The organism is Serratia sp. Nf2, assembly GCF_003028435.1.
Lineage (GTDB): Bacteria > Pseudomonadota > Gammaproteobacteria > Enterobacterales > Enterobacteriaceae > Serratia > Serratia marcescens_L.
Genome location: NZ_PYTW01000005.1, coordinates 90,534 through 116,784, shown reverse-complemented (window position 1 = coordinate 116,784; position 26,251 = coordinate 90,534). Strand labels below are relative to the sequence as shown.

Sequence of the window (26,251 nt, the reverse complement as noted above, 5' to 3'; positions counted from 1 at the left end):
TCTGATTACTATAGTCCATCGGCGCCGCGTGGTTCTAGCTGCGGTGTGTCAGAATGCCGTCAACCAGGCCGTATTCCACGGCTTCTTCCGCGGTCATAAAGCGATCGCGCTCGGTGTCGCGCTCGATCTGCTCCAGCGGCTGGCCGGTATGCTCGGCCATCAGTTCGTTCATGCGCGCTTTCACCTTGAGGATTTCACGCGCATGGATTTCGATGTCCGTCGCCTGGCCCTGGTAGCCGCCCAGCGGCTGGTGAATCATCACGCGCGAGTTCGGCAGGCAGAAACGTTTGCCTTTGGCACCCGCGGTCAGCAGGAAGGAGCCCATCGAGCACGCCTGGCCCATACAAATGGTGCTGACGTCCGGCTTGATGAACTTCATGGTGTCGTAAATCGACATGCCCGCGGTGATCACCCCGCCCGGCGAGTTGATGTAGAGGAAAATGTCTTTTTCCGGGCTTTCCGCTTCGAGGAACAGCATTTGCGCCACGATCAGGTTGGCCATGTGATCTTCCACCTGGCCGGTCAGGAAAATGATGCGCTCTTTCAGCAGGCGGGAATAGATGTCGTAAGAACGCTCCCCGCGTGAAGTCTGCTCTACCACCATCGGCACCAGCGCCATGTTCGGTGCAAATTGATCTCGTTCGCCACTGTATGACATTACCGTCTCCTAATAGAAATTGCCTTGGCGGCCAGGGTGTCACCCTAATACGCCGATTCTACTTGAGAACGGCCATGATGACTATGCTCAAGCATTCGACCCGCGCCACACGTACCCGACGGTTATTTCATCCCGCGCACTTTGGCAAACAGCCCCAGAATTATTCTTTACAGATTGGGGGATCCCGGCGCGATTTCAAGCCCAGGGGCCGATTTTCTCCGCGCGCCGAAAACGATGCCGTTAATCTGACCGTTATCATGCCAGCCAGTTCCCCAGGCAACAGGGTAAATATAGTGCATATTGCCCCGCTTAACCTGAGATTAATCAGCAACGTGGCAAAAAGAAAAGCCCGCAACCTCAGGTTGCGGGCTTTTTCATCGTGCGCCGGTTCGCCAGGCGAAACCGGGGGCGCCGTTCATCGCGCCCGGCACGCCGGCATTACGCCTGTTGAGTCTGGTTCATCAGCTCGCTGAAGGTAGTGGCTTTTTCAGTCACTTTCGCTTTTGCCAGCAGGGCTTCAACCGCTTGCTCTTCCAGAGCCACGTTGCGCATGTTGTTCATCAGCTCTTTGTTTTTGCTGTAGAACTCGATGACTTCGCTCGGATCTTCGTAGGCAGAAGCCATTTCTTCGATCAGCGTCTTCACGCGGTCTTCGTCAGCTTTCAGATCGTTGGTGCTGATCACTTCGCCCAGCAGCAGGCCAACCACTACGCGGCGCTTCGCTTGCTCTTCGAACAGCTCGCGTGGCAGTTCCAGCGCTTGCTTCTCGTTGCCACCGAAACGCTGTGCAGCCTGACGACGCAGTACGTCGATTTCGCCGTCGATCAGGGCAGCTGGCACGTCGATTTCGTTCGCGCTCACCAGGCCGTCGATCGCCTGAGACTTGATGCGGTTACGCACGGCGCCTTTCAGCTCGCGCTCCATGTTCTTGCGAACTTCGGTGCGCAGGCCGGCAACGGAACCGTCCGCCACGCCGAAACGCTTGATGAACTCTTCGGTCAGTTCCGGCAGCTCGCGCTCTTCAACTTTCTTCAGCACGATAGCGAATTTGGCCGCTTTGCCCTTCAGGTTTTCCGCGTGGTAATCTTCCGGGAAGTTCACGTCGATGGAGAACTCTTCGCCCGCTTTGTGGCCGACCAGACCTTCTTCGAAGCCTGGGATCATGCGGCCCTGGCCCATTGCCAGTACGAAGTCGGACGCTTTGCCGCCTTCGAACTCTTCACCGTCGATAGAACCGGTGAAGTCAACGGTCACGCGATCTTCAGCTTCCGCTGCGCGATCGGTTTCTTTCCAGGTCGCCTGCTGCTTGCGCAGGGTGTCCAGCATCGCGTCGACGTCTTCGTCGTTCACTTCAACCACAGGTTTTTCAACTTCGATGTTTTCCAGGCCTTTCAGCTCAACTTCTGGATACACTTCGAACTCAACGGCGAAAGTGAAGTCTTCACCTTCTTTGTACTCGCCCGGCACGTAGTTTGGTGCGCCGGCCGGATTAATCTTTTCTTTGATGATCGCGTCAACGAAGCTGCGCTGCATCGCTTCGCCCAGCACGTCCTGACGAACAGAAGCGCCGTAACGCTGTTCCACGATGTTCATCGGCACTTTGCCTTTGCGGAAGCCGTCGATACGCACGCTTTTCGCTGCGTTGATCAGCTCTTTCTTCACCGCCTGCTTGATAGTATCAGCCGGTACAGTAATAGAGAGACGGCGCCCAAGGCCTTGAGTGGTTTCTACTGAAACTTGCATCTTGTTACCTCAAAAAAATCACAGTGCTCGGTCAACTCCGTTCCAAGAACCAGGACGGCTACAAATAAGAACCGAGTTCCCTGATGACAGAAGCGTCCCGAAACCATTCCGGAAAAATAAGACGCGACATTATAGCGGCGCATGCATGGCGAGTCGAGGAAAGCTAGGCGGCGCAGGCGCGCTAAAACTCACACTTTTGCCGATTCGATCGCCAAAAGGCCGCCAAAACAGACCGAACGTTGGCCACATTGCGCATCGGCCGTGTCGTCGTCAAAAACAGAAACGGCCCGCAGGCCGTTTCAAAATTCGTCAGTAGTAATACCCTAATTCAAGGGCAAAGTTCCACTGATACCTGAAAATTTCCCCCTCAGGCCAGCGTCCCGGCGCCGCGGCACGGCGGCGAGGCCGGCACGGTATCCTGCAACCCTTCCCACTCCTTGAGCGTATAGGTGTGCAGCGCCAGCGCGTGTACGCCGTCCGCCAGCTCCTCCGACAACACGCCGTAGATGGAGCGGTGGCGCGTCAAAAAACGTTCGCCAACGAAGCGATCGCTGACCAATACCACTTTGAAATGGCTTTCTGAACCCGCCGGAACGTTATGACGATAGCTTTCATCAACGACTTCCAGATACGCGGGCTCAAACGCCGCCCTTAACTTTGCTTCTATTTGCTCGCGAATCATAGGATCTCCTTACAACACCGGCAGAGGACCGTGCCCATCTAGTTCAATATTAGCCGGTTTTCCCCCGTTTAGACCATCGCCGGGACAAATTTCTCTTTTCTGCGGTCAAATGATGAGCGCCATCCCCGTCGCTTGGGGGATTATCCGATTGAGCGGGCCAAAAAAGCGTGTTTTTATCAACGGCAGGTAAAAATTTGTCACTCAGGCGCCTTCCGCGCTTCCACCGCACGGCGGCGATGCTATGATGTCGGCAATTTGTTGTCGGCTATCCCGCTCTGATTATTGCTAAATCCATCGAGAATGAGACAGAAAACATGTTAAAGAAACTTTGTCTTCCTTTGCTGGCCGCCCTGCTGCTGGCTGGCTGCGCGACCAGCAGCAACACCCTGAACGTCACGCCGAAAATCGTTCTGCCGCAGCAGGATCCAACCCTGCAGGGCATCACCGTCAGCATCAACGGCGCGGATCAGCGCACCGATCAGGCGCTGGCCAAGGTGAATCGCGACGGCCAACTGGTCACGCTGACGCCATCGCGCGATCTGCGTTTCCTGCTGCAGGAAGTGCTGGAGAAACAGATGGGTGCTCGCGGCTACATGATCGGCGCCGACGGCCCGGTGGCGCTGCAGATCGTCGTGAATAATCTGTACGCGGACGTCGCCGAAGGTAACCTGCGCTACAACATCACCACCAAAGCCGACATCTCGATCATCGCCCAGGCGAAGAACGGCAACAAGCAGGTGAAGAATTACCGCTCGACCTATAACGTGCAGGGCGCCTTCACGGCGACCAACGAGAAGATCACCGACGCCGTCAACTCCGTGCTGGGCGACGTGATCGCCGACATGGCCCAGGACACCAGCGTCAACGATTTCATCAAGCAAAACGCGCGCTAATCACCGCGCCTTGTGCCGCCCGGCGGATCGGGCGGCACAGACAGGGACCTCATGTCGAAACACTATCTGAACATCTTCACCCAGCGTAACTCCGCCATTCTGCTGCTGCTGGGCTTCGCGTCGGGTCTGCCGCTGGCATTGACCTCCGGCACGCTGCAAGCCTGGATGACCGTCGAAAATATCGATCTGAAAACCATCGGCATCTTCTCGCTGGTGGGCCAGGCCTACGTCTTCAAATTCCTCTGGTCGCCGTTCATGGACCGCTATACCCCACCGTTCCTCGGGCGGCGGCGCGGTTGGCTGCTGATCAGCCAGCTGCTGCTGGTGGTAGCGATCGTGGCGATGGGCTTTATGCAGCCCGCGCAGCACCTGTGGTGGCTGGCGGCGTTGGCGGTGCTGGTGGCGTTCTGCTCCGCCTCGCAAGATATCGTGTTCGACGCCTACAAGACCGACCTGCTGAAAGCCGAAGAACGCGGGGCGGGTGCGGCGATCTCGGTGCTGGGCTACCGGCTGGCGATGCTGGTTTCCGGTGGCCTGGCGCTGTGGCTGGCGGATCGCTATTTCGGCTGGCAAGCCACCTACTGGCTGATGGCCGGATTGATGCTGATCGGCGTGGCCGCCACGCTGCTGGCACCGGAGCCGGACGAAAGCATCCCGGCGCCGCGCACCATGGAACAGGCGGTCGTCGCGCCGCTGCGCGATTTCTTCGGCCGCAACAACGCCTGGCTTATCCTGCTGCTGATCGTGATGTATAAAATGGGCGACGCCTTCGCCGGCAGCCTGAGCACCACGTTCCTGATCCGCGGCGTGGGGTTCGACGCCGGTGAAGTCGGGTTGGTGAACAAAACCCTCGGCCTCTTCGCCACCATCGTCGGCGCCCTGTTCGGCGGCGTGCTGATGCAGCGTCTCAGTCTGTTCCGCGCGCTGATGCTGTTCGGCGTCCTGCAGGCGGTCTCCAACCTCGGGTATTGGATCCTGGCGGTGACCGACAAGAGCCTGCTCACCATGGGCAGCGCCATCTTCCTCGAAAACCTGTGCGGTGGCATGGGCACCGCGGCCTTCGTCGCGCTGCTGATGACGCTGTGCAACCGGTCGTTCTCCGCCACCCAGTTCGCGCTGCTGTCGGCGCTGTCTGCCGTGGGGCGCGTCTATGTCGGCCCGATCGCCGGCTGGTTCGTCGAAGCCCACGGCTGGCCGTTGTTCTACCTGTTCTCTATCGCCGCCGCCCTGCCCGGCTTGCTGTTGCTCAGCATCTGCCGCCAGACGCTGGAGCACACCCAGCAGCATGACAACTTTATGCCGCGCACCGAGTTTTCAGAATCTTACCGTTGGGCGCTGCGCTTGCTGACGCTAGGCTGTTCGCTGTTGGGCCTGTGGTTGCTGTTGCTGATCGCCAATGCGCTGGACTGGACGCAGGCACCGCTGTTGGCCGATCGGCTGCTGCAGGTCGGCGCCGCGCTGAGCCTGCTCGGCGTCGCGATGGGCAGCACGCTGGATTACCTGGCCCTGCGCCGCACCCGTTTGGCATAATCTGACCGGCCGGTGATTTCGCCGGCCGAAAAAAAAGCGATCCGGGGGTATATTTATTTCGCTAAAAAAAGATAATCGGTGCGGAAATTATTTTTTTATCCGACTGCGGCGCTCGGAAATAAAATTAAATTCACCTTTAAGACACAATTATTTTACATTAAATAAACCTTTTCTGCGTATTTCCCCGTCGCGCATTTCTTCGCCAAATTCATCATACCTTTAGTTTTCCTTAACATACGGGCTGCTCGTCACGATTCAGCGTGCCAACGCGTTGTTGTCATTGGTAAATTGTCACGCAGGGTTACATCTGTGACCCCCTTAACAGAAAGTGTCAACAAGCCGCTGACACTCCCTTAAGCATGTTTACAGTACTGCAACCTTCCCGTAAAATGCCCGCACACATGAAACGACAATTGAGCCTTTGTTATTGAGGTCGTTAGATGAGACTTAAGAAATACAATAAAAGTATTGGGATGCTGTCATTAATCGCAGGCACTGTATTGCTCAGTGGCTGCGATATGGTTTTGATGAATCCCAAAGGAGCAATTGGTGTTGAGCAACGGACACTGATTATCACTGCAATCGCGTTGATGTTGATCGTGGTGGTGCCAGTTATCTTCATGGCGTTCGCCTTTGCCTGGAAGTATCGCGCTTCCAACAAAGACGCCAAGTACAGTCCGAACTGGGCCCACTCCAACAAGATCGAAGCGGTCGTCTGGACCATTCCTATCATTATCATCGCCATCCTTGGCACCATTACCTGGAAGACCACCCACGAACTCGACCCGTTCAAGCCGATTGTCACCGACAAGAAGCCGATGACGATCGAAGTGGTGTCGCTCGACTGGAAATGGCTGTTCATCTACCCGGAACAAGGCATTGCGACCGTTAATGAGCTGGCTTTCCCGAAAGATGTTCCAGTCGAATTCAAGATCACCTCGAACTCGGTAATGAACTCGTTCTTTATCCCGCAGTTGGGTGGACAGATTTATGCGATGGCCGGCATGCAGACCAAACTGCACCTGATCGGCAACGAAGCCGGTGCCTACAAGGGCATCTCCAGCAGCTACAGCGGCGCAGGCTTCTCCGGTATGAAATTCACCGCGATCGTTACCCCGACCGAAGGCGACTTCGATCAGTGGGTGGCCAAGGTGAAGGCATCGTCTAAAAACCTGAACACCACCGACGACTTTAACAAACTGGCAGAGCCGAGTGAAAACAACCCGGTTGAGTACTTTGCCGCTGTCAAACCGAATTTGTTCAAAGAAACAATTGCCAAATTCATGGGCGACATGGATATGCACAAGGGCGCTGGCGCGCACGAAGGCATGGACATGAGCCAAGGTATGGACATGGGTGAACATGCTGCTCACGCCGGAGCCGAGGAATAACTGATGTTGGGAAAATTAACACTTGATGCGGTTCCGTACCACGAACCGATCATCATGGTCACCGTAGCCGCAATTATTGTCGGGGGCCTGGCAGTGCTGGCGCTGCTGACATATTTCGGCAAATGGAAGTGGCTGTGGAGCGAATGGCTGACTTCGGTCGACCATAAAAAAATTGGTATCATGTACATCATCGTGGCGATGGTCATGCTGCTGCGCGGCTTCGCCGACGCCATCATGATGCGTAGCCAGCAGGCGTTGGCGTCCGCCGGCGAAGCCGGGTTCCTGCCGCCGCACCACTACGACCAGATCTTCACCGCGCACGGCGTTATCATGATCTTCTTCATGGCGATGCCTTTCGTGGTCGGCCTGATGAACGTCGTGGTGCCGCTGCAAATCGGTGCGCGCGACGTCGCCTTCCCGTTCCTGAACTCCCTGAGCTTCTGGTTCTTCGTGGTGGGCGTTGTGCTGATCAACATCTCCCTGGGGGTCGGTGAGTTCGCTCAGACCGGTTGGCTGGCGTATCCGCCGCTGTCGGGTAAAGAGTACAGTCCTGGCGTCGGGGTCGATTACTGGATCTGGAGCCTGCAGATTTCCGGTCTGGGTACCCTGCTGACCGGCGTGAACTTCTTCGCCACCATTCTGAAGATGCGTGCCCCTGGCATGCCTCTGATGAAGATGCCGGTGTTCACCTGGGCGGCACTGTGTACCAACGTCCTGATCATCGTTTCTTTCCCAATTCTGACCGTCACCATCGCGCTGCTGACCCTGGATCGCTATCTGGGCACCCATTTCTTCACCAATGATATGGGCGGCAACATGATGATGTACATCAACCTGATTTGGGCCTGGGGTCACCCAGAGGTGTATATTCTGGTTCTGCCGGTGTTCGGCGTGTTCTCCGAAGTCACCGCAACCTTCTCCAGAAAACGCCTGTTCGGCTATACCTCACTGGTATGGGCAACCATCGCGATCACCGTTCTGTCGTTCATCGTCTGGCTGCACCACTTCTTCACCATGGGGTCCGGCGCGAACGTTAACGCCTTCTTCGGTATCGCCACCATGATCATTTCCATCCCGACCGGGGTGAAAATCTTCAACTGGCTGTTCACCATGTATCAGGGCCGTATCAAGCTCAACTCCGCGATGCTGTGGACCGTTGGCTTCATCATCACCTTCTCCGTGGGTGGTATGACCGGCGTTCTGCTGGCGGTGCCGGGCGCGAACTTCGTGCTGCACAACAGCCTGTTCCTGATCGCTCACTTCCACAACGTCATCATCGGTGGCGTGGTGTTCGGTTGCTTCGCGGGCCTGACCTACTGGTTCCCGAAATCCTTCGGCTTCACGCTGAACGAAAAATGGGGCATCCGCGCGTTCTGGTTCTGGATCATCGGCTTCTTCACCGCCTTCATGCCGCTGTACGCATTGGGCTTTATGGGCATGACCCGTCGTATCAGCCAGAACATCAACCCTGAGTTCCACCCTCTGCTGCTGGTTGCAGCCGGCGGTGCGGCGCTGATCGCCTGCGGCATCCTGTGCCAGCTGATTCAGATCTTCGTCAGTATCCGTGACCGCGAACAGAACCGCGATCTGACCGGTGACCCATGGGGTGCTCGTACTCTGGAGTGGTCAACGTCTTCTCCACCGCCGTTCTATAACTTTGCCGTAGTGCCGCAGATTCATGACCGTGATGAATTCTGGGACATGAAAGAAAAAGGCGAAGCGTATAAGAAACCGGCTAAATACGAACCGATTCATATGCCTAAGAACACCGGCGCCGGCGTTATCATCGCCTTCTTCAGCCTGGTCTTCGGTTTCGCAATGATTTGGGAAATCTGGTGGATGGCTCTGGCCGGCTTCATCGGTATGATCGTTGTCTGGATCGGCAAGAGCTTCGATCACGATGTTGACTACTATGTGCAGGTTGATGAAATCGAGCGCATTGAGAACCAACACTACGAACAAATCCGTAAAGCAGGCGTGAACCATGTCAACTGAAACTCTGACCAATCATAACGCAGCCCATGCAGAGCATGGGCACCACGACGCGGGAGAGACCAAAGTCTTCGGATTCTGGATCTACCTGATGAGCGACTGTATTTTGTTTGCGAGCTTGTTCGCGACTTATGCAGTCCTGGTGAACGGGACCGCTGGCGGTCCCTCAGGCAAAGACATCTTCGACCTGAAGTTTGTCCTGGTCGAAACTTTCCTGCTGTTGTTCAGCTCCATCACCTACGGCATGGCGATGATCGCCATGAACAAGGGTAAAGTTGGCGGTGTAAACACCTGGCTGTTCCTGACCTTCCTGTTTGGTCTGGGCTTCGTGGCGATGGAAATCTATGAATTCCATCACCTGATCGCCGAAGGCTTCGGTCCGGATCGCAGCGCGTTCCTGTCCAGCTTCTTCGCGCTGGTCGGCACCCACGGTCTGCACGTGACTTCCGGCCTGATTTGGATCATCGTGCTGATGATTCAGGTGAGCAAGTTCGGCCTGACCGCGACCAACAAAACCCGCCTGATGTGCCTGAGCCTGTTCTGGCACTTCCTGGACGTGGTCTGGATCTGCGTATTTACCGTTGTCTACCTGCTGGGGGTTATGTAATGAGCCATTCATCCCATGAAACCTCTCACGGCGGCGCAAGCCACGGCAGCGTGAAGTCATACCTGGTCGGCTTTATCCTGTCGATCATCCTGACGGTAATTCCATTTGCGATGGTAATGAACGGCTCCGCCTCTCATTCCACCATCCTGGCGGTTGTTGTCGGTATGGCGGTTATCCAGGTGATTGTTCACCTGGTTTACTTCCTGCACATGAACACCTCATCGGAAGAGCGCTGGAACCTGGTGGCATTGCTGTTCACCGCTATGATCATCGGTATCGTTGTTGTAGGTTCACTCTGGATTATGTACAACCTCAACATCAATATGATGGTCGATTAAGAGCTGAGCTGCACGTGATGATTAAGCAATACCTGCAAGTCACTAAACCAGGAATTATTTTCGGCAATTTAATTTCTGTCGTTGGGGGATTCCTGCTCGCTTCCAAAGGGAGCATCGACTATCCCCTGTTTCTCGCCACCCTGGTGGGTGTCTCGTTGGTGGTCGCGTCGGGCTGTGTGTTTAACAACTACATCGACCGCGACATCGACAAGAAAATGGAGAGAACGAAGAATCGGGTGCTGGTAAAAGGCCTGATCGCGCCGAGTGTCACCCTGGTTTATGCGACCGCTTTGGGTATTGTGGGCTTTGCGTTGCTGTATATCGCAGCCAACCCGCTGGCCATGTGGCTGGCGGTGATGGGCTTCGTGGTTTATGTCGGCGTTTACAGCCTGTACATGAAACGCCACTCGGTCTACGGCACGCTGATCGGCAGCCTGTCGGGCGCCGCGCCGCCGGTTATCGGCTACTGCGCGGTGACCAACGAGTTCGACGCCGGCGCGTTGATCCTGCTGGCTATCTTTAGCCTGTGGCAGATGCCGCATTCTTATGCGATCGCTATCTTCCGCTTTAAAGATTACCAGGCGGCCAACATTCCGGTCCTGCCGGTGGTGAAAGGCATTTCCGTCGCCAAGAACCACATCACGGTCTACATCCTGGCATTTATGATCGCCACGTTGATGCTGACCTTGGTGGGTTACGCCGGCTACAAATACCTGATCGTCGCTGCGGCGGTGAGCGTATGGTGGCTCGGCATGGCGCTGCGCGGTTACAAGACCGAAAACGACAGCGTCTGGGCGCGTAAACTGTTCGTGTTCTCGATCGTCGCCATCACCTCGCTGAGCGTGATGATGTCGATCGACTTCAGCGCCACGGCGGCGCCTGAAGCGCTGGTGACCTACGTTTGGTAAGCCAAATCATCTGTGAATGGGCCGCTTTTGCGGCCCATTTTATTTGTCACGCTGAAAAGCGGCCGAACTGTAATATCTGTTAAACAACATTCGATTTACCCCCCCTGCCCTGCACACTAAAATGACGCAGCTTTACAGAAATCATGCCATCAGGCGCTGTCGCAACGTCTGATGGCATGGTTTTTACCGAGGTTTGATGTGAACGATAATTCAATGACCCCGCAGGAGCGCCGCGCCACCTGGGGATTGGGCACCGTATTCTCCTTGCGCATGCTCGGCATGTTTATGGTACTGCCGGTGCTGACCACCTACGGCATGGCGCTCAACGGCGCCAGCGAAGCGCTGATCGGCATCGCCATCGGCATCTACGGCCTGGCGCAGGCGGTGTTTCAAATCCCGTTCGGCCTGGTGTCCGACCGCATCGGCCGCAAGCCGCTGATCGTCGGCGGCCTGCTGATCTTTGCCCTCGGCAGCGTGATCGCCGCCGCTACCGACTCAATCTGGGGCGTGATCCTCGGCCGCGCGCTGCAAGGCTCCGGCGCGATCGCCGCCGCGGTCATGGCGCTGCTCTCCGATCTGACCCGCGAGCAGAACCGCACCAAGGCGATGGCGTTTATCGGCGTCAGCTTCGGCATCACCTTTGCCATCGCCATGGTATTGGGCCCTATCATCACCCACGCCTTCGGCCTGCATGCGCTGTTCTGGATGATCGCCGTACTGGCGCTGGCCGGCATTGTCATCACCCTGGCAGTAGTGCCTTCCGCCGACACTCACCTGCTGAACCGCGAGTCCAGCATCGTGCGCGGCAGCTTCCGCAAGGTGCTGAGCAACTCGCGCCTGCTGAAGCTCAACTTCGGCATCATGTGCCTGCATATCCTGCTGATGTCGAGCTTCGTGGCGCTGCCGCTAGCGATGGAAAAAGCCGGACTGGCAGCCAGCGAGCACTGGATCGTTTACCTGGTCACCATGCTGGTGTCATTCGCCGCCGTGGTGCCTTTCATCATCTATGCCGAAAAATATCGCCGCATGAAGCAGGTCTTTATGGGCTGCGTGGCGGTGCTGTTTTGCGCCGAAGTGCTACTGTGGCTCTCCGGCGCGCACCTCTGGGGCATCATCGCCGGCGTGCAGCTGTTCTTCATGGCCTTCAACGTGATGGAAGCCATTCTGCCTTCTCTGATCAGCAAAGAATCGCCGGCCGGCTATAAGGGCACCGCAATGGGGGTCTACTCCACCAGCCAGTTTATCGGCGTGGCGATCGGCGGCAGCCTCGGCGGCTGGCTGTACGGTTTGCAGGGGGCGGGCTTGGTGTTTATCGCCGGCGCCGTGTTGGCCGCGCTCTGGTTCCTGGTCAGCAGCACAATGAAAGAGCCGCCGTATGTCAGCAGCCTGCGCATTACGCTGTCGGAACTGGCGGTGAAGGATTCGGCGCTGGAAAGCCGCCTGAAGGCGCAGCCCGGCGTGGCCGAGGCGATCGTGGTGCCGGAAGAGCGCAGCGCCTACGTCAAGGTGGATACCAAACAGACCAATCGCGGTCAGTTGGAAGCGCTGGTCAATTCGCTGTAAAGAAACGGGGCCGGCAATGCCGGCCCCGAAGAGATTAATCGCGGAAGTTCTTGAACTGGAACGGCTGCCCCAGATCGCCGCCGCGTACCAGCGCCATCACGCTCTGCAAATCGTCGCGTGACTTGCCGGTCACCCGCACTTCTTCGCCCTGGATCTGCGCCTGCACCTTCAGCTTGCTGTCTTTGATCAGCTTGACAATTTTCTTCGCTACAGAGGTTTCAATCCCCTGCTTCAGCTTGGCTTCCACACTGTAGGTTTTACCGCTGTGGGTAAACTCTTCCGGGATCTCCAGCGCAGCGCCGTCGATACTGCGCTTGCTCAGCTTTTCGCGCAGAATGTCGAGCAACTGCTGTACCTGGAAATCAGACTCGCTGGCAACCTTGATGCTTTGGTCTTTCTCGTTTAGCTCAAAGCTGGCCGGCACGTTGCGAAAGTCCCAGCGGGTGCCGAGATCGCGGGTGGCGTTCTCAACGGCGTTACGCACTTCCTGCATATCAATTTCGGAAACGATGTCGAAAGATGGCATACTTCTTCCTCCTGAATGAGTGCCTAATAGCTTAGGCGATTTTGATGCCGAGCATGATAACCGCTTTGCCGCCTCAGACAAAATCTGCTGAACGCACGCAGGGATAGCGCTTCGGGCTGCCATACAGCCTATAGTTAATTCACGGTAATTGAGCGGTATTCCCGTGTTTCCAAGGAGACTGAATGAAAATAACCATTCTTGGTTGCGGCGCGCTCGGACAACTGTGGCTCTCCCGGCTGTATCAGCAGGGCCACGATGTACAGGGATGGCTAAGAGTGCCGCAGCCTTTTTGCGCGGTGAACGTGATAGAGCCGGAAGGCGTCTCGTTCAATCGCAACTTGCCCACCAACGATCCGGAGCACCTTGCGCAAAGCGAGCTGCTGCTGGTGACGCTGAAAGCCTGGCAGGTGTCCAGTGCGGTCAGCGCGCTGCTGCCGAAGCTGAACCCCCAGTGCGCCATTTTGCTGCTGCACAACGGCATGGGCACCCAGGAGGAGCTGCCGCCGAACGGCCAGCCGATCCTGCAGGGCACCACCACCCACGCCGCGCGCCACGAAGGCAGCACCATTATCCACGTCGCCACCGGCATCACCCACATCGGCCCGACCTCGCCGGCCGCCCAGCACCTCAGCCACCTGGCGGAAGTGCTGCATCAGGCGCTGCCCGACGTTGCCTGGCACAACAACATCGCCTCGGCCAACTGGCGCAAGCTGGCGGTCAACTGCGTGATCAACCCGCTGACGGCGCTGTACGGCTGCCGCAATGGCGATCTGCAGCGCTACCCGGAACAGATCGAAACGCTGTGCCGTGAAGTCGCCAGCGTGATGGCGATGGAGGGCTACCACACCTCCTGCGAAGGCCTGATGCAATACGTGATGGACGTGATCCACAGCACCGCCGACAACGTTTCGTCGATGCTGCAGGACATCCGCAGCCAGCGGCACACCGAGATCGACTACATCACCGGCTATCTGCTGCGCCGCGCGCGCAGCCACGGCCTCACGTTGCCGGAGAATGCGCGGCTGTTTGAACTGATTAAACGAAAGGAAAATGAATATGAGCGTATCGGCGCTGGTCTGCCTGGCACCTGGTAGCGAAGAAACCGAAGCCGTCACTGCCATCGATCTGCTGGTGCGGGCGGGCGTAAAAGTCACTACCGCCAGCGTTGCCGGCGACGGCGAGCTGACTATCGTCTGTTCGCGCGGCGTCAAACTGCTGGCCGACGCGCCGCTGGTGGCGATCGTCGATGAGCCGTTCGACGCCATCGTGCTGCCTGGCGGCCTGAAAGGCGCGGAATGCTTCCGCGACAGCCCGCTGCTGGTGGAAAAGGTGCGGCAGATGCATCTGCAGGGCAACATCGTCGCCGCCATCTGCGCGGCGCCGGCACTGGTGCTGCAGCACCACGATCTGTTTCCGATCGGCAACATGACCGGCTTCCCGGGCCTGAAAGACCAGATACCGGCGGATAAATGGATGGAGCGCCGCGTGGTGTACGACGCACGCGTCAACCTGCTCACCAGCCAGGGGCCGGGCACCGCGATGGAGTTCGCGCTGAAGCTGATAGACCTGCTGCTTGGTAAGGCCAAGGCGGCGGAGATCGCCGCGCAGCTGGTGCTGATCCCGGGGATGTACGACTTCCGCGACTGAGCGGCTTACCGATAAAAAAAGGGCTGAACATCGGTTCAGCCCTTCACGTTTATGCCGCTCCGTGCGTTACGGGCGATAAACCTTCACGTTGTTGAAGCCCTGCTCCAGCAGGTACAGCGCCTGCAGGCGGCTCATCACGCCGCGCTCGCAGTACAGCAGGTAGGTTTTGCTCTGATCCAGATCGCCAAACTGGGTGCTCAGCTTGTAGAACGGCAGCGCTTTCACTTCAACCTGTTCCAACTGCAGCGGTTTTTCTTCCTGCTCGTCGTTGGAGCGGATATCCAGGATCACCTCGTCGGCGCCGAAGGCCGCGACGGTTTCCACCTCGGTCACCTGCTCCTGTGCCTGCTCGGCGATAGAGCGGATATCGACGTTCTTCGCTTCGCTCACCACCCGGTCGAGAATGCTGAAATCGAAGTGGCTCTCTTCCTCTTCAATCTTGGCCTTGATCGCTTTCACCGTTGGGCTCTTCGAAATCACGCCGCAGTATTCCGGCATGGTTTTGGCGAAGTCTTCGGTGCCGATTTCGCGCGCCAGTTTGATGATATGCTCTTTATCGTGCGAGATCAGCGGACGCAGGATCAGGGTATCGGACGCATTGTCGATCAAACGCAGGTTGGTCAGCGTCTGGCTGGAGACCTGCCCCAGCGCCTCGCCGGTCACCAGCGCTTGAACGCCATAGCGTTCGGCCACTTGCGAAGCGGCGCGCACCATCATGCGCTTGAGCACCACGCCCATCTGGCCGTCGTCGACCTTCTCCAGGATCTCGCCCACCACCGGTTCGAAGTCGATAGCGACGAAGCGCACCTTGTGCGAGCTGGCAAAACGGTTCCACAGGTAGTGCGCCACCTGCTTCACGCCAATCTCGTGCGCAGCGCCGCCCAGGTTGAAGAAGCAGAAATGCACGCGGCAGCCACGGCGCATCAGCATGTAGCTGGACACGCCCGAGTCGAAACCGCCGGAAATCAGCGACAGCACGTCTTCCTGAGTGCCGACCGGATAACCGCCGATGCCTTCGAGGCGGCGTTTGACCAGCATCAGCTTGTCGTCTTCAATCTCCAGGTTTACCGTGACCTGCGGGCGGGTCAGGTTAACGCGCGCGCTCTCGATATGCTGGTTCAGGCCGCCGCCGACGTAGCGCTCCACGTCCTGCGAGTTGAACGCCTGCTTGCCGCGGCGCTTGACGCGCACGCAGAAGGTTTTGCCTTCCAGCTGGGCGCGGTAGGCTTCCAGCGTCTGCTCGAAGATGTGATGGATGTCGGTATAAGCGCGGTCTTCCACTTCCAGAATATGGTGGATGCCGGGAATGCGCGTCAGGGCGTCGGCGATGACCGGCCGCTGGTTTTCATCTTTGGCGCGAACTTCGATATGATCCCAGTGACGGACGACCGCCAGCGTTTCATCATACTGCTTCAGGACGTTGCGAATATTGGTCGAGAGAATCTTGATAAAGCGCAAGCGCACAGATTGGCTCTTGATGGTGATTTCCGGGAACAATTTAATGATAAACTTCATGGCGGTCTTTGTTGTCAGATAAGAATTACGGCGCGGAGTATATCACCATATCGCCGTGCTCTGCGCACAAAACCACACATGAGCGCCATGATTTGCTAATCAAGATCCGCTAGGATAGGCTCTGGCGCCACGGTTCACATGATGACGTAAAAAGAAAATTATGCCGAAAAAACCAGCACAATCAGCCAGTACAGAGCAAACAGCCAGCTTTGAAAGCGCCCTCGGCGAGCTGGAAAGCATCGTGACGCGTCTGGAATCAGGCGAACTGCCGCTGGAAGACGCGCTGAACGAATTCGAACGCGGCGTGCAGTTGGCGCGTCAGGGCCAGCAGAAACTGCAACAGGCGGAACAGCGTGTGCAGATACTCCTTAACGACAGCGCCGACGATGCCGCGCTGGCGCCTTTCACACCGGATACCGAGTAACCGACATGTCTGAGATCGCCCCATCGGCCGCTTTTGCCGATCAAATGCAGATTTTCCGCCAGCGCGCCGATCGCGCGCTGCTGGACTTCATCGCCCCGCTGCCGTTCAACGACGGCAACATGGTGGCGGCGATGCGTCATGGCGCCTTGCTGGGCGGCAAGCGCCTGCGCCCGTTCCTGGTCTACACCACCGGCCAGATGTTCGGCGTGTCGCTGAGCAACCTGGACGCGCCGGCGGCGGCGGTAGAATGCATTCATGCCTACTCGCTGATCCACGACGATCTGCCGGCGATGGACGACGACGATCTGCGCCGCGGCCAGCCGACCTGCCACATTAAATTCGGCGAAGCCAACGCGATCCTGGCCGGCGATGCGCTGCAAACGCTGGCGTTTTCGATCCTGGCCGATGCCGAAATGCCTGACGTAGCGTTGCGCGATCGGCTGGCGATGGTCTCCGAACTGGCGACCGCCAGCGGCGTAGCCGGCATGTGCGGCGGTCAATCGCTCGATCTGGAGGCAGAGGGCAAGCACATCAATCTGCAGGCGCTGGAGCAGATCCACCGCCACAAAACCGGCGCGCTGATCCGCGCGGCGGTGCGCCTGGGCGCGCTGAGCGCCGGCGAAGCCGGGCGAGCGGCGCTGCCGCAGCTGGATCGTTACGCCGCCGCGGTTGGTCTGGCGTTCCAGGTGCAGGATGACATTTTGGACGTTGTCGGCGAGACTGAAAAAATCGGCAAGCGCCAGGGCGCGGACCAACAACACGGAAAGAGTACCTACCCGGCGTTGCTCGGGCTTGACAGCGCGAAAGCAAAAGCGTGGGATCTCTATCAGGAAGCCTTAGCTGCATTAGACACTTTGGCAGCGCAATCTTATAACACAGCGCCATTGCGAGCGTTAGCCAGCTTCATTATTGAACGCGACAATTAACGTGTGACGTTAACTCCTCTGATATGAGTATCGAATGAGTCTTGATATAGCCAAATACCCAACCCTGGCGCTAGCGGAAAACCCCGAGGAACTCCGCTCACTGCCCAAAGAGAGCTTGCCGAAGCTGTGCGATGAGCTGCGGCAATACCTGCTGAACAGCGTCAGTCGCTCCAGCGGCCACTTTGCCTCCGGGCTGGGTACCGTCGAACTGACGGTGGCGTTGCATTTCGTCTACAACACGCCGTTCGATCACCTGGTGTGGGACGTCGGCCACCAGGCCTACCCGCACAAAATTCTGACCGGCCGCCGCGACCGCATCGCCACCATTCGGCAAAAAAACGGCCTGCATCCCTTCCCGTGGCGCGCCGAAAGCGAATACGACGTGCTGTCGGTCGGCCACTCGTCGACCTCAATCAGCGCTGGTCTCGGCATGGCGGTGGCGGCGGAGCGTGAAGGCAAAGGCCGCCGCACGGTGTGCGTGATCGGCGACGGCGCCATCACCGCCGGCATGGCGTTCGAAGCGATGAACCACGCCGGCGACATCAATCCGGACATGCTGGTGGTGCTGAACGACAATGAGATGTCGATCTCGGAAAACGTCGGCGCGCTGAACAACCATCTGGCGCAGCTGCTGTCCGGTAAGCTTTACTCCACCCTGCGCGAAGGCGGCAAGAAAGTGCTGGCCGGCGTGCCGCCGATCAAGGAGCTGGTGAAACGCACCGAAGAGCACCTGAAAGGCATGGTGGTGCCGGGCACGCTGTTCGAAGAGCTGGGCTTTAACTACATCGGTCCGGTAGACGGGCACGACGTGCAGGGGCTGGTTGCCACGTTGAAAAACATGCGCGATCTGAAAGGCCCGCAGCTGTTGCACATCATGACCAAGAAAGGCCGCGGTTACGCGCCAGCGGAGAAAGATCCGATCAGCTTCCACGCGGTGCCGAAGTTTGATCCTGCCAGCGGCACGCTGCCGAAAAGCGCCGGCGGTCTGCCGACCTATTCGAAAATCTTCGGCGACTGGCTGTGTGAAACCGCCGCCAAAGACAGCTCGCTGATGGCGATCACACCGGCGATGCGCGAAGGTTCCGGCATGGTGCAGTTCTCTCGTGACTACCCGCAGCAATATTTCGACGTGGCGATCGCCGAGCAGCACGCGGTCACCTTCGCCGCCGGGCTGGCGATCGGTGGCTACAAGCCGGTGGTGGCAATCTATTCCACCTTCTTGCAACGCGCCTACGACCAGCTGATCCACGATGTGGCGATCCAGAACCTGCCGGTGATGTTCGCCATCGATCGCGGCGGCATCGTCGGCGCCGACGGCCAGACTCACCAGGGGGCGTTCGATCTGTCGTTCATGCGCTGCATCCCGACCATGGTGATCATGACGCCGAGCGACGAGAACGAATGCCGTCAGATGCTGTACACCGGCTATCACTACAATGCCGGCCCGAGCGCGGTGCGCTATCCGCGCGGCACCGGCACCGGCGCGACGCTGGAGCCGCTCAACCAGCTGCCGATCGGCAAAGGCGTGGTGCGCCGCCAGGGAGAAAAGATCGCCATTCTCAACTTCGGCACCCTGCTGCCGGAGGCCGCGCAAGCGGCGGAGGCGCTCAACGCCACGCTGGTCGACATGCGCTTCGTCAAACCGCTGGACGAGCAACTGGTGCTCGAATTGGCCGCCAGCCATGAAACGCTGGTCACGCTGGAAGAGAACGCCATCATGGGCGGCGCCGGCAGCGGCGTCAACGAACTGCTGATGGCCAAACGCCGTCCGGTGCCGGTGCTGAACCTCGGCCTGCCGGACAGCTTCGTCTCGCAGGGCAGCCAGGAAGAGCTGCGCGCCGATCTGGGGCTGGACGCCGCCGGCATTCAGCGCCAAATCGAAACCTGGCTGGCGCAGTAATCGCCACTCGCGCCTGACAAAACGCCTCCGCCTTCGGGGGCGTTTTCATTTCCGCCCTCCGGGATCCGCGCTACAGTTACTGTCTGAGCTGTGAATGGGAGGCAAGCATGAAGTACCTGAAACTGGGCAACACCGATCTGAACGTTTCGCGCATCTGCCTGGGTTGCATGACCTACGGCGAACCGAACCGCGGCAATCACGCCTGGACGCTGCCGGAAGAGAGCAGCCGCCCGCTGCTGAAACAGGCGCTGGAAGCCGGCATCAACTTTTACGACACCGCTAACAGCTATTCCGACGGCAGCAGTGAGGAAATCCTCGGCCGGGCGCTGCGCGACTATGCGCGCCGCGAAGACGTGGTGGTCGCCACCAAGGTGTATTTCCCGCTGAGTAACCTGAAGCGCGGTTTGTCGCGCGCCAACATCATGCAGTCCATCGACGACAGCCTGCGGCGCCTGGGTACCGACTACGTCGATTTGCTGCAAATCCACCGCTGGGATTACGAAACGCCGCTGGAAGAGACGCTGGAAGCGCTGCACGACGTGGTGAAAGCCGGCAAGGCGCGTTACATCGGCGCCTCTTCGATGTACGCCTGGCAGTTCGCCAAGGCGCTGTATACCGCCGATCTGCACGGCTGGACGCGCTTCGTCAGCATGCAGGATCAATACAACCTGATTCAGCGCGAAGAAGAGCGCGAAATGCACCCGCTGTGCGCCGCCGAAGGCATCGCCGTGCTGCCGTGGAGCCCGCTGGCGCGCGGCCGCCTGACCCGCCCGTGGGGCGAAACCACCGCGCGGTTGGTTTCCGACCAATTCGGCAAGAGCCTGTACGAGGAAACTGAAGGCATCGACGCCATTATCGCCGAACGCGTCGCCAGCCTCGCCGAGGAACGCGGCGTTTCACGCGCGCAGATCGCGCTGGCCTGGTTGCTGAACAAACCGGCGGTCAGCGCGCCGATCGTCGGCGCTTCGCGCAGCGAACAGCTGGATGACGCCATTGCCGCGGTCGATTTGAGTTTATCGCCGCAAGAGGTGGCGGAGCTGGAGACGGCTTACGTGCCGCACCGGGTGACGGGGTTTGAATAAAGAGAAGCGGGCGCGAAACAGCGCGCCCGTCTGTCAGAACAGCCCGATCGGCCAGTGATGCCCAATCAGGTAGATGATGCCGGCGGACAGCACGCCGGCGATGATATCGTCGACCATGATGCCCATGCCGCCATGTACGTTGCGGTCGAACCAGCGGATCGGCCACGGTTTCCACATATCCAGAATGCGGAAGATGACGAAACCGGCGGCGACCCAGCGCCAGTCGTTGACCGGCAGCGCCATCAGCGTGATCCACATGCCGACGAACTCGTCCCAGACGATGCTGCCGTGATCGTGCACCTTCATGTCTTTTGCCGTACGGTGGCAAATATAGACGCCGATGCAGATGCTGAACATCACCGCCAGCGAGTAAAGCTGCCACGGCAGCTGGATCAGCAGCAGCCAGAACGGGATCGCCGCCAGCGATCCCATGGTGCCCGGCATCACCGGCGACAAACCGCTGCCAAACCCGGTGGCCAGCAGGTGCCACGGATTGCTCATCCGCAGCCGACGCTTGGCTTCATCCATGGGTGCCCGGCTCCGCGTTGAAATGATCGAACCCAATCCAATCCAGCTCTACCGCTTCGTCGTCGCGATAATAGCGGATGCCTTCAGACAGCGGGCCAATTTGGCCGATGCAGGTGTAGTCAGCTCCGAGGTGACTCAGCGCCACTTCCAGCGCGCCGCGGTTGATCTCCGGCACGGTGAAGCACAGTTCATAATCTTCACCGCCCGCCAGCGCCCAACGCAGCGCCTGCTCGGCATCGGCGTGGCTGCTCAGCGCCTGCGACATCGGCAGCTCGTCCAGCACGATGCGCGCGCCACAGTCGCTGGCCTTCAGGATATGCTTCAGATCGGAAATCAGGCCGTCGGAGATGTCGATCGCCGAGCTGGCCAGATCGCGCAGCGCCTGCCCCTGCAGCACCCGCGGCTGCGGCCGCAGATGACGAGCGATCAGATAATCGCGCGCCGCCGCATCCGTCACCGCCAGGCGATCCTGCAGGATCGCCAGACCGGCGGCGCTGTCGCCCAGCGTGCCGGTCACATAGATCCAGTCGCCGATGCGCGCACCGCTGCGGGTCAGCGCCCGACCGGCCGGGATCAGCCCCTGAATGGTCAACGTCATGCTCAGCGGCCCGCGCGTGGTATCGCCGCCGATCAGCTGCATGCCATAATAGTTGAGCTGATCGAACAGGCTGTCGCTGAAGGCCTTCAACCACGGCTCGTCCACCTCCGGCAGGGTCAGTGCCAGCGAGAGCCAGGCCGGATCGGCGCCCATCGCCGCCAGATCGCTCAGATTGACCGCCAGCGCCTTATAACCGAGATCGGCCGGATCGATGTCCGGCAGGAAGTGAATGCCCGCGACCAACGTATCGGTACTGACGGCCACCAGCTGTTTTTCCGGCACTGCCAGCAGTGCGCAGTCATCTCCAATGCCCAACTGTACATCCCGGCGCACACGCTTAAACCGGTCAAAATAGCGGGCAATGAGGTCAAATTCGCCGCATGCCATATCGATATTCCACTAGAAGAAATTAAGGCCGGGAATGCCGGCCTTAATGTTTTACTTTTTCTTGCGAAGGGTTGGTGCCACTTTATCCAGCACCCCGTTCACAAACTTGTGGCTGTCTTCTGCGCCGAAGGTTTTCGCCAGTTCGATCGCTTCGTTGATCGCCACCTTGTAAGGGACATCCTCGCGCATTTTCAGTTCAAACAGCGCGACGCGCAGCACCGCGCGTTCTACCTGGCCCAGCTCTTCGAGCTGACGCGACAGGTAAGGCGCCATCAGTTCGTCCAGCATACCTGCATTCACTGCCGCGCCGGACAGCAACTCGCGAAAATAGGCGACGTCAACATCTTTGACATCCTGCTCCGTCAGGAACTGGTGTTCAACATCGGCAAGGTCGTTTTTAGACAACTGCCAAGAGTAAAGCGCTTGAACAGCGCACTCACGAGCGCGGCGACGAGCAGCAGGTTTCACGGAATTCCCCTTAACTAAATTCAGGCTTTAATAGCTTTGATAACATTAATCATTTCAAGTGCGGTCAGCGCGGCTTCAGCGCCCTTGTTACCCGCTTTGGTGCCGGCGCGTTCGATCGCCTGCTCGATGCTTTCGGTGGTCAGCACGCCAAAGGCAACCGGGATTTCGGCATTCATCGCAACGTTGCCGATGCCGGAGCTGGCTTCACCCGCCACATATTCGAAGTGCGCGGTGCCCCCACGGATAACGGTGCCCAGCGCGATAACCGCGTCGTATTTGCCGGTTTTGGCCAATACGCTCGCCGTCAGCGGCAGCTCGTAAGCGCCCGGGACCCAGACAACGGTGATGTTGTCGTCAGCAACCTGACCAATGCGTTTCAGCGCGTCGATGGCACCTTCCAGCAGGCTGTCGTTGATGAAATTGTTAAAACGTGCAATTGCGATCGCCACACGGGCATTTGGAGTAGCAACAACACCTTCGATAACTTTCATGGGCTTTCCTTAAAAATGGGTTCAATACCCCGCAGGGGGGCGGATTCTATCATATTCTTTCATCGCCTGCGCGGCGCTTTTGTAAAACCGGCGCGCGGGCGCGAGATTCAGTGTTTCGCCCGCAGGCGCAAACGCAGATCGGGGCCGACCTGACGCACGTCGCTAAAGACGAATTCCGGCGCGTCGGCCAATCGCTCCAGGCCCGGCAGGTGGCACAGGCCACGGCCATTATCGCCCAACAGTTTCGGCGCGATGTACAAAATGAGCTCATCCACCAGGCCGGCCTGCAGCAGCGCACCGGCCAGCGATGCGCCCGCCTCCACCCAGATTGAATTCACCTGGCGCTTGGCCAACAGCATCATCATCACCACCAGATCGACGCCGCCGCCGTGCGCCGGGCAGATAAACTGCTCAACGTCTTGCGGCCAGGCCTGTTCATCCGCCTGCAGGCGCGCCAGCCAGGTGGCGCCGGGCTGCTGCACCACGCGGTGCTGCGGGGTAATGCGGTTTTGGCTGTCGAGCAGGATGCGCAGCGGCTGGCGTAGATTGTCGCGCGGATAGAGGCGCTGCGTCTCGGCGTCCAGTTCATCCCAACGCACCGTCAGCGACGGATCGTCCGCCAGCACGGTGGCGCTGGTGCTGAGGATGGCGGCGCTCTGCGCGCGCAGGCGCTGCACGTCCTGACGCGCTTCGGGTGAGGTGATCCACTGGCTCTCGCCGGAGGCCATCGCCGTGCGGCCGTCCAGCGACGCGCCCAGCTTCAGCTGCACGTAAGGGAAGCCGGTGCGCATGCGCTTGAGGAAGCCCAGATTGACCGCTTCGGCCTCGGCCAGCATCAGGCCGTGCCGCACCTTGACGCCGGCCTGCTGCAGCTTGTACAGCCCGCGCCCCGCCACCTGCGGGTTAGGATCTTGCATCGCCGCGACCACCCGCGTCACCCCGGCGGCCACCAGCGCATCGGCGCAGGGCGGCGTGCGGCCGTGGTGGCTACACGGCTCGAGCGTGACATAGGCGGTGGCGCCGCGCGCCTTGTCGCCCGCCATGCGCAACGCATGCACTTCCGCGTGCGGCTCGCCGGCGCGCAGATGATAGCCTTCACCGACAATTTCGCCGTCGCGCACGATAACGCAGCCGACGTTCGGATTGGGCGCGGTGGTGAAACGCCCCAGCCGCGCCAGTTCGAAGGCGCGCGCCATGTAAAATTCGTCGTGATGCATGAAAGATCCTTTAGTCTTGCAGGCGGGCAATCTCTTCGCCGAACTCGCGCACGTCTTCGAAGCTGCGGTACACCGACGCGAAGCGGATATAGGCGACCTTATCCAGCTTTTTCAGCGCATCCATCACCAGATTGCCCACCAGTTTGGTCGGCACTTCGCGTTCGCCGGTGGCGCGCAGTTGGGATTTGATGTGATTAAGGGCGTTTTCCACATCATCCGAGCTGACCGGGCGCTTTTCCAGCGCTTTCAGCATGCCGCGGCGCAGTTTGTCTTCGTTGAACGGCTCGCGCACCTCATCGCTTTTAATCACTCGCGGCATCACCAGCTCGGCCACCTCGAAGGTGGTGAAACGTTCATTGCACACCAGACACTGGCGGCGGCGGCGCACTTGCGAACCGTCCCCCACCAGGCGGGAATCAATGACTTTGGTATCAACGGCGGCGCAGAAAGGGCAATGCATAACACGTCCTGATAAACGTTTTTTATAGATAAAAGCAGTTTACCCCGAAGTGCAGCCACAACAAAGGGCGGCGGCCATTTGTTGCGACAGGCGGCGGAAAGGCGGCAACGATATGACTTTCACCGCCATGCGGACTAAGCTTGATAGCAGGAGACTCAGCATAGGAAATCGCCGTCATGACAACCTGTTACCCTAAAATCGCCCTGCTCGCCGCCGCTATTTTGCTGGCGGGCTGCGCGCACAACGCCGCCGTGCCCCAGCTGCGCCATCAGGTCGCCGCGCTGAACCAGAAAGTGAGCGTGCTGACCGATCAGACCACTGCGCTGGAGCGGCAAAATCTGCTCAATCAGCACTCCGACAACGGCGTCTACCTGCTGCCGGCAGCCCGAAGCGCCGCCCGTTTGCAGAGCGGCATCGGCGAGCTGAGCGTTTCGCTGAGCCACATCAAGAACGAAGCCAACGGCACGCAGGCGCAGCTGCATGTGCGCATCCTCTCACAGGCCACGCTGCCGCCGTTCAAAGCCGTGGTGGAATGGGGCCAGTTGGACGAGGCCACCGGCCGGCCGCTGACCGCCGAGGCGCTGTCGCAACCGATCGCCAGCGCCGACTCGCTGCTGCCGAAGCCCGGCCAGGACTTCGAGCTGCGTTTCAGCGGCCTGACGCCGGAACAATTGGGCTATATCCGTCTGCACAGTCTGGTTTCGATCGCCCAACCGGCGGTGGTGCAGCAACACTGAAACCCGAGGCAAAAAAAAGGAGCGCCATCGGCGCTCCTTCTCATTTCGCTGAATACTGCGGCGGTTAAGGCAGAATCGAAGGCTGATCTGCGCCCTCTTTTTCCACTTTTTGCTGCAGCATGTGTTCGCGTTTCATCCCCAGCTTCAACGCCAGCGCGGACGCGACGTAAATGGAGGAAACGGTACCGATCGACACGCCGATCAGCATCGCCAGCGAGAAGCCTTGCAGCATCGCGCCACCGAAGATGTACAGCATCAGCACTACCATCAGGGTGGTCCCGGAGGTCATCAGCGTACGGCTCAGCGTTTGGGTCAGCGACACGTTCATGATCTCGTAAGGCGTACCGCGGCGGATCTTGCGGAAGTTCTCACGAATACGGTCGGAGACCACGATGCTGTCGTTCAGCGAGTAGCCGATAACCGACATCAGGGACGCGACGATGGTCAGGTCAATCTCGATGTGGAACAGCGACAGCACGCCCAGCGTGATGATCACGTCGTGCGCCAGCGCGATAACCGCCCCCAGCGCCAGGCGCCATTCGAAGCGGAAACCGACGTAGATCAGGATACAGATCAACGCCACCAGCAGCGCCATGCCGCCGGTTTGCGCCAGTTCGCTGCCCACGCTCGGGCCGACGAACTCGATGCGCTTCACGGTGGCGTTTTTATCCACCGAGTCGTTGATCACGCCGATCACCTTGTTGCCCAGTTCCTGACCTGCGGTGCCGGTCGCCGGTGGCATGCGCACCATCACGTCGCGGCTGCTGCCGAAGTTCTGGATGATCGGATCCTGGAACCCGGCCTTCTCCAGCGTATCGCGCATCAGGTCGAGGTTAGCCGGTTTCTCCAGGTTGATTTCAATCACCGTACCGCCGGTGAAATCCAGACCCCAGTTAAACCCGCGCACCGACATGGTGACGATCGACGCGACCAACAGCAGCAACGAGATGCCGAAGGCCAAATAGTCCCAGCGCATAAAGTCGTAGACTTTACGGCCGTAGTTGAGTTGCTCAACAGTATAATCCTGTGCCACAACGCAC

The 26,251-nt window shown here is 59.0% G+C and carries 27 protein-coding genes; 15 read left to right on the top strand and 12 right to left on the bottom strand.

Annotated features, from left to right (window positions below; all coding sequences use genetic code 11):
- Positions 1–34: 34 nt before the first annotated feature.
- The 3 genes from clpP to bolA form a co-directional block, all read right to left on the bottom strand.
- Positions 35–658 (bottom strand): ATP-dependent Clp endopeptidase proteolytic subunit ClpP, encoded by a 624-nt coding sequence (gene clpP, locus C9411_RS12840; RefSeq protein WP_016928858.1) that lies wholly within the window; start codon positions 656–658, stop codon positions 35–37.
- A 438-nt stretch (positions 659–1,096) separates the two neighbouring features.
- Complete coding sequence (tig, locus tag C9411_RS12835; protein WP_004940358.1) at positions 1,097–2,401, bottom strand: trigger factor; 1,305 nt, start codon at positions 2,399–2,401, stop codon at positions 1,097–1,099.
- A 367-nt stretch (positions 2,402–2,768) separates the two neighbouring features.
- Positions 2,769–3,083 (bottom strand): transcriptional regulator BolA, encoded by a 315-nt coding sequence (gene bolA, locus C9411_RS12830; protein ID WP_004940361.1) that lies wholly within the window; start codon positions 3,081–3,083, stop codon positions 2,769–2,771.
- 314 nt (positions 3,084–3,397) lie between these two features.
- Between bolA and C9411_RS12825 the strand changes: the two genes are divergently transcribed.
- From C9411_RS12825 to C9411_RS12790, 8 genes are all read left to right on the top strand, one after another.
- Entirely contained in the window at positions 3,398–3,976 is a 579-nt protein-coding gene (locus tag C9411_RS12825; RefSeq protein ID WP_004940363.1) for a lipoprotein, read from the top strand.
- A gap of 51 nt (positions 3,977–4,027) precedes the next feature.
- Positions 4,028–5,506 carry a muropeptide MFS transporter AmpG gene (gene ampG, locus C9411_RS12820; protein WP_107227182.1) on the top strand — a complete coding sequence of 493 codons (1,479 nt, stop codon included), beginning with the start codon at positions 4,028–4,030 and terminating at the stop codon, positions 5,504–5,506.
- Positions 5,507–5,946: 440 nt separating this feature from the next.
- Complete coding sequence (gene cyoA / locus C9411_RS12815; protein ID WP_004940365.1) at positions 5,947–6,897, top strand: cytochrome o ubiquinol oxidase subunit II; 951 nt, start codon at positions 5,947–5,949, stop codon at positions 6,895–6,897.
- A gap of 3 nt (positions 6,898–6,900) precedes the next feature.
- The gene (gene cyoB, locus C9411_RS12810) at positions 6,901–8,892 is read left to right on the top strand and encodes a cytochrome o ubiquinol oxidase subunit I (RefSeq protein ID WP_063990972.1); all 1,992 of its coding nucleotides are present in this window, start codon (positions 6,901–6,903) and stop codon (positions 8,890–8,892) included.
- Positions 8,882–9,496: a cytochrome o ubiquinol oxidase subunit III gene (locus C9411_RS12805; protein ID WP_004940367.1), complete on the top strand. Its 615-nt coding sequence runs from the start codon at positions 8,882–8,884 to the stop codon at positions 9,494–9,496. Before cyoB ends, C9411_RS12805 begins: the two co-directional genes overlap by 11 nt.
- Entirely contained in the window at positions 9,496–9,834 is a 339-nt protein-coding gene (locus tag C9411_RS12800) for a cytochrome o ubiquinol oxidase subunit IV (protein WP_063990971.1), read from the top strand. The genes C9411_RS12805 and C9411_RS12800 overlap by 1 nt, the downstream gene beginning before the upstream one ends.
- Before the next feature lie 17 nt (positions 9,835–9,851).
- On the top strand, positions 9,852–10,742 hold the full coding sequence (gene cyoE, locus C9411_RS12795; RefSeq protein ID WP_025301761.1) for a heme o synthase: 891 nt from the start codon (positions 9,852–9,854) through the stop codon (positions 10,740–10,742).
- A 198-nt stretch (positions 10,743–10,940) separates the two neighbouring features.
- The gene (locus C9411_RS12790) at positions 10,941–12,305 is read left to right on the top strand and encodes an MFS transporter (RefSeq protein WP_060423360.1); all 1,365 of its coding nucleotides are present in this window, start codon (positions 10,941–10,943) and stop codon (positions 12,303–12,305) included.
- Between the two features lie 34 nt (positions 12,306–12,339).
- On the opposite strand, the gene C9411_RS12785 is transcribed toward C9411_RS12790, so the two are convergent.
- Positions 12,340–12,831 carry a YajQ family cyclic di-GMP-binding protein gene (locus C9411_RS12785; protein WP_033637310.1) on the bottom strand — a complete coding sequence of 164 codons (492 nt, stop codon included), beginning with the start codon at positions 12,829–12,831 and terminating at the stop codon, positions 12,340–12,342.
- Between the two features lie 182 nt (positions 12,832–13,013).
- On the opposite strand from C9411_RS12785, the gene panE reads away from it, so the two are divergent.
- A complete protein-coding gene (panE, locus tag C9411_RS12780) occupies positions 13,014–13,925 on the top strand; it encodes a 2-dehydropantoate 2-reductase (RefSeq protein WP_033647309.1) in 912 nt (303 codons plus the stop codon).
- Positions 13,888–14,478, top strand: a complete 591-nt coding sequence (yajL, locus tag C9411_RS12775) for a protein deglycase YajL (protein ID WP_063990970.1) — start codon at positions 13,888–13,890, stop codon at positions 14,476–14,478. Before panE ends, yajL begins: the two co-directional genes overlap by 38 nt.
- A 66-nt stretch (positions 14,479–14,544) precedes the next feature.
- On the opposite strand, the gene thiI is transcribed toward yajL, so the two are convergent.
- Positions 14,545–15,993 carry a tRNA uracil 4-sulfurtransferase ThiI gene (gene thiI / locus C9411_RS12770; protein ID WP_063990969.1) on the bottom strand — a complete coding sequence of 483 codons (1,449 nt, stop codon included), beginning with the start codon at positions 15,991–15,993 and terminating at the stop codon, positions 14,545–14,547.
- A gap of 160 nt (positions 15,994–16,153) precedes the next feature.
- Here thiI and xseB point away from each other — a divergent pair, with 160 nt between their 5' ends.
- From xseB to C9411_RS12750, 4 genes are all read left to right on the top strand, one after another.
- On the top strand, positions 16,154–16,417 hold the full coding sequence (xseB, locus tag C9411_RS12765) for an exodeoxyribonuclease VII small subunit (RefSeq protein WP_033642062.1): 264 nt from the start codon (positions 16,154–16,156) through the stop codon (positions 16,415–16,417).
- Between the two features lie 5 nt (positions 16,418–16,422).
- Positions 16,423–17,343 carry a (2E,6E)-farnesyl diphosphate synthase gene (gene ispA, locus C9411_RS12760; RefSeq protein ID WP_063990968.1) on the top strand — a complete coding sequence of 307 codons (921 nt, stop codon included), beginning with the start codon at positions 16,423–16,425 and terminating at the stop codon, positions 17,341–17,343.
- Positions 17,344–17,377: 34 nt separating this feature from the next.
- The gene (gene dxs / locus C9411_RS12755; protein ID WP_063990967.1) at positions 17,378–19,243 is read left to right on the top strand and encodes a 1-deoxy-D-xylulose-5-phosphate synthase; all 1,866 of its coding nucleotides are present in this window, start codon (positions 17,378–17,380) and stop codon (positions 19,241–19,243) included.
- Positions 19,244–19,350: 107 nt separating this feature from the next.
- Positions 19,351–20,325, top strand: coding sequence for an aldo/keto reductase (locus C9411_RS12750; protein WP_107227181.1), 975 nt, complete (start codon positions 19,351–19,353; stop codon positions 20,323–20,325).
- A 33-nt stretch (positions 20,326–20,358) separates the two neighbouring features.
- Here C9411_RS12750 and pgpA read toward each other — a convergent pair whose 3' ends face one another.
- The 6 genes from pgpA to nrdR all read right to left on the bottom strand — a co-directional run bounded on the left by pgpA (position 20,359) and on the right by nrdR (position 24,474).
- On the bottom strand, positions 20,359–20,853 hold the full coding sequence (gene pgpA / locus C9411_RS12745; RefSeq protein WP_004940382.1) for a phosphatidylglycerophosphatase A: 495 nt from the start codon (positions 20,851–20,853) through the stop codon (positions 20,359–20,361).
- Positions 20,846–21,838, bottom strand: coding sequence for a thiamine-phosphate kinase (gene thiL / locus C9411_RS12740; protein ID WP_063990965.1), 993 nt, complete (start codon positions 21,836–21,838; stop codon positions 20,846–20,848). Before thiL ends, pgpA begins: the two co-directional genes overlap by 8 nt.
- Positions 21,839–21,889: 51 nt before the next feature.
- The gene (gene nusB / locus C9411_RS12735) at positions 21,890–22,306 is read right to left on the bottom strand and encodes a transcription antitermination factor NusB (protein ID WP_004940384.1); all 417 of its coding nucleotides are present in this window, start codon (positions 22,304–22,306) and stop codon (positions 21,890–21,892) included.
- Positions 22,307–22,326: 20 nt separating this feature from the next.
- Complete coding sequence (gene ribE, locus C9411_RS12730; protein ID WP_004940385.1) at positions 22,327–22,797, bottom strand: 6,7-dimethyl-8-ribityllumazine synthase; 471 nt, start codon at positions 22,795–22,797, stop codon at positions 22,327–22,329.
- A 107-nt stretch (positions 22,798–22,904) separates the two neighbouring features.
- A complete protein-coding gene (ribD, locus tag C9411_RS12725; RefSeq protein ID WP_063990964.1) occupies positions 22,905–24,014 on the bottom strand; it encodes a bifunctional diaminohydroxyphosphoribosylaminopyrimidine deaminase/5-amino-6-(5-phosphoribosylamino)uracil reductase RibD in 1,110 nt (369 codons plus the stop codon).
- Positions 24,015–24,024: 10 nt separating this feature from the next.
- The gene (nrdR, locus tag C9411_RS12720; RefSeq protein WP_004940387.1) at positions 24,025–24,474 is read right to left on the bottom strand and encodes a transcriptional regulator NrdR; all 450 of its coding nucleotides are present in this window, start codon (positions 24,472–24,474) and stop codon (positions 24,025–24,027) included.
- A gap of 176 nt (positions 24,475–24,650) precedes the next feature.
- On the opposite strand from nrdR, the gene C9411_RS12715 reads away from it, so the two are divergent.
- On the top strand, positions 24,651–25,211 hold the full coding sequence (locus C9411_RS12715; protein ID WP_063990963.1) for a DUF3251 domain-containing protein: 561 nt from the start codon (positions 24,651–24,653) through the stop codon (positions 25,209–25,211).
- A gap of 64 nt (positions 25,212–25,275) precedes the next feature.
- Here the strand turns inward: C9411_RS12715 and secF are convergent, their stop codons facing one another.
- Positions 25,276–26,244 (bottom strand): protein translocase subunit SecF, encoded by a 969-nt coding sequence (gene secF, locus C9411_RS12710; RefSeq protein WP_004940389.1) that lies wholly within the window; start codon positions 26,242–26,244, stop codon positions 25,276–25,278.
- Positions 26,245–26,251: the final 7 nt, after the last annotated feature.

Coding starts and splice junctions, on each gene's coding strand:
- ampG (WP_107227182.1), top strand. CDS start 4,028: ATGTCGAAACACTATCTGAACATCTTCACCCAGCGTAACTCCGCCATT.
- yajL (WP_063990970.1), top strand. CDS start 13,888: ATGAGCGTATCGGCGCTGGTCTGCCTGGCACCTGGTAGCGAAGAAACC.
- panE (WP_033647309.1), top strand. CDS start 13,014: ATGAAAATAACCATTCTTGGTTGCGGCGCGCTCGGACAACTGTGGCTC.
- C9411_RS12800 (WP_063990971.1), top strand. CDS start 9,496: ATGAGCCATTCATCCCATGAAACCTCTCACGGCGGCGCAAGCCACGGC.
- C9411_RS12715 (WP_063990963.1), top strand. CDS start 24,651: ATGACAACCTGTTACCCTAAAATCGCCCTGCTCGCCGCCGCTATTTTG.
- xseB (WP_033642062.1), top strand. CDS start 16,154: ATGCCGAAAAAACCAGCACAATCAGCCAGTACAGAGCAAACAGCCAGC.
- ribE (WP_004940385.1), bottom strand. CDS start 22,797: ATGAAAGTTATCGAAGGTGTTGTTGCTACTCCAAATGCCCGTGTGGCG.
- cyoE (WP_025301761.1), top strand. CDS start 9,852: ATGATTAAGCAATACCTGCAAGTCACTAAACCAGGAATTATTTTCGGC.
- cyoA (WP_004940365.1), top strand. CDS start 5,947: ATGAGACTTAAGAAATACAATAAAAGTATTGGGATGCTGTCATTAATC.
- C9411_RS12825 (WP_004940363.1), top strand. CDS start 3,398: ATGTTAAAGAAACTTTGTCTTCCTTTGCTGGCCGCCCTGCTGCTGGCT.
- C9411_RS12785 (WP_033637310.1), bottom strand. CDS start 12,831: ATGCCATCTTTCGACATCGTTTCCGAAATTGATATGCAGGAAGTGCGT.
- C9411_RS12750 (WP_107227181.1), top strand. CDS start 19,351: ATGAAGTACCTGAAACTGGGCAACACCGATCTGAACGTTTCGCGCATC.
- tig (WP_004940358.1), bottom strand. CDS start 2,401: ATGCAAGTTTCAGTAGAAACCACTCAAGGCCTTGGGCGCCGTCTCTCT.
- clpP (WP_016928858.1), bottom strand. CDS start 658: ATGTCATACAGTGGCGAACGAGATCAATTTGCACCGAACATGGCGCTG.
- ispA (WP_063990968.1), top strand. CDS start 16,423: ATGTCTGAGATCGCCCCATCGGCCGCTTTTGCCGATCAAATGCAGATT.
- pgpA (WP_004940382.1), bottom strand. CDS start 20,853: ATGGATGAAGCCAAGCGTCGGCTGCGGATGAGCAATCCGTGGCACCTG.
- nrdR (WP_004940387.1), bottom strand. CDS start 24,474: ATGCATTGCCCTTTCTGCGCCGCCGTTGATACCAAAGTCATTGATTCC.
- bolA (WP_004940361.1), bottom strand. CDS start 3,083: ATGATTCGCGAGCAAATAGAAGCAAAGTTAAGGGCGGCGTTTGAGCCC.
- C9411_RS12805 (WP_004940367.1), top strand. CDS start 8,882: ATGTCAACTGAAACTCTGACCAATCATAACGCAGCCCATGCAGAGCAT.
- thiI (WP_063990969.1), bottom strand. CDS start 15,993: ATGAAGTTTATCATTAAATTGTTCCCGGAAATCACCATCAAGAGCCAA.
- thiL (WP_063990965.1), bottom strand. CDS start 21,838: ATGGCATGCGGCGAATTTGACCTCATTGCCCGCTATTTTGACCGGTTT.
- dxs (WP_063990967.1), top strand. CDS start 17,378: ATGAGTCTTGATATAGCCAAATACCCAACCCTGGCGCTAGCGGAAAAC.
- ribD (WP_063990964.1), bottom strand. CDS start 24,014: ATGCATCACGACGAATTTTACATGGCGCGCGCCTTCGAACTGGCGCGG.
- cyoB (WP_063990972.1), top strand. CDS start 6,901: ATGTTGGGAAAATTAACACTTGATGCGGTTCCGTACCACGAACCGATC.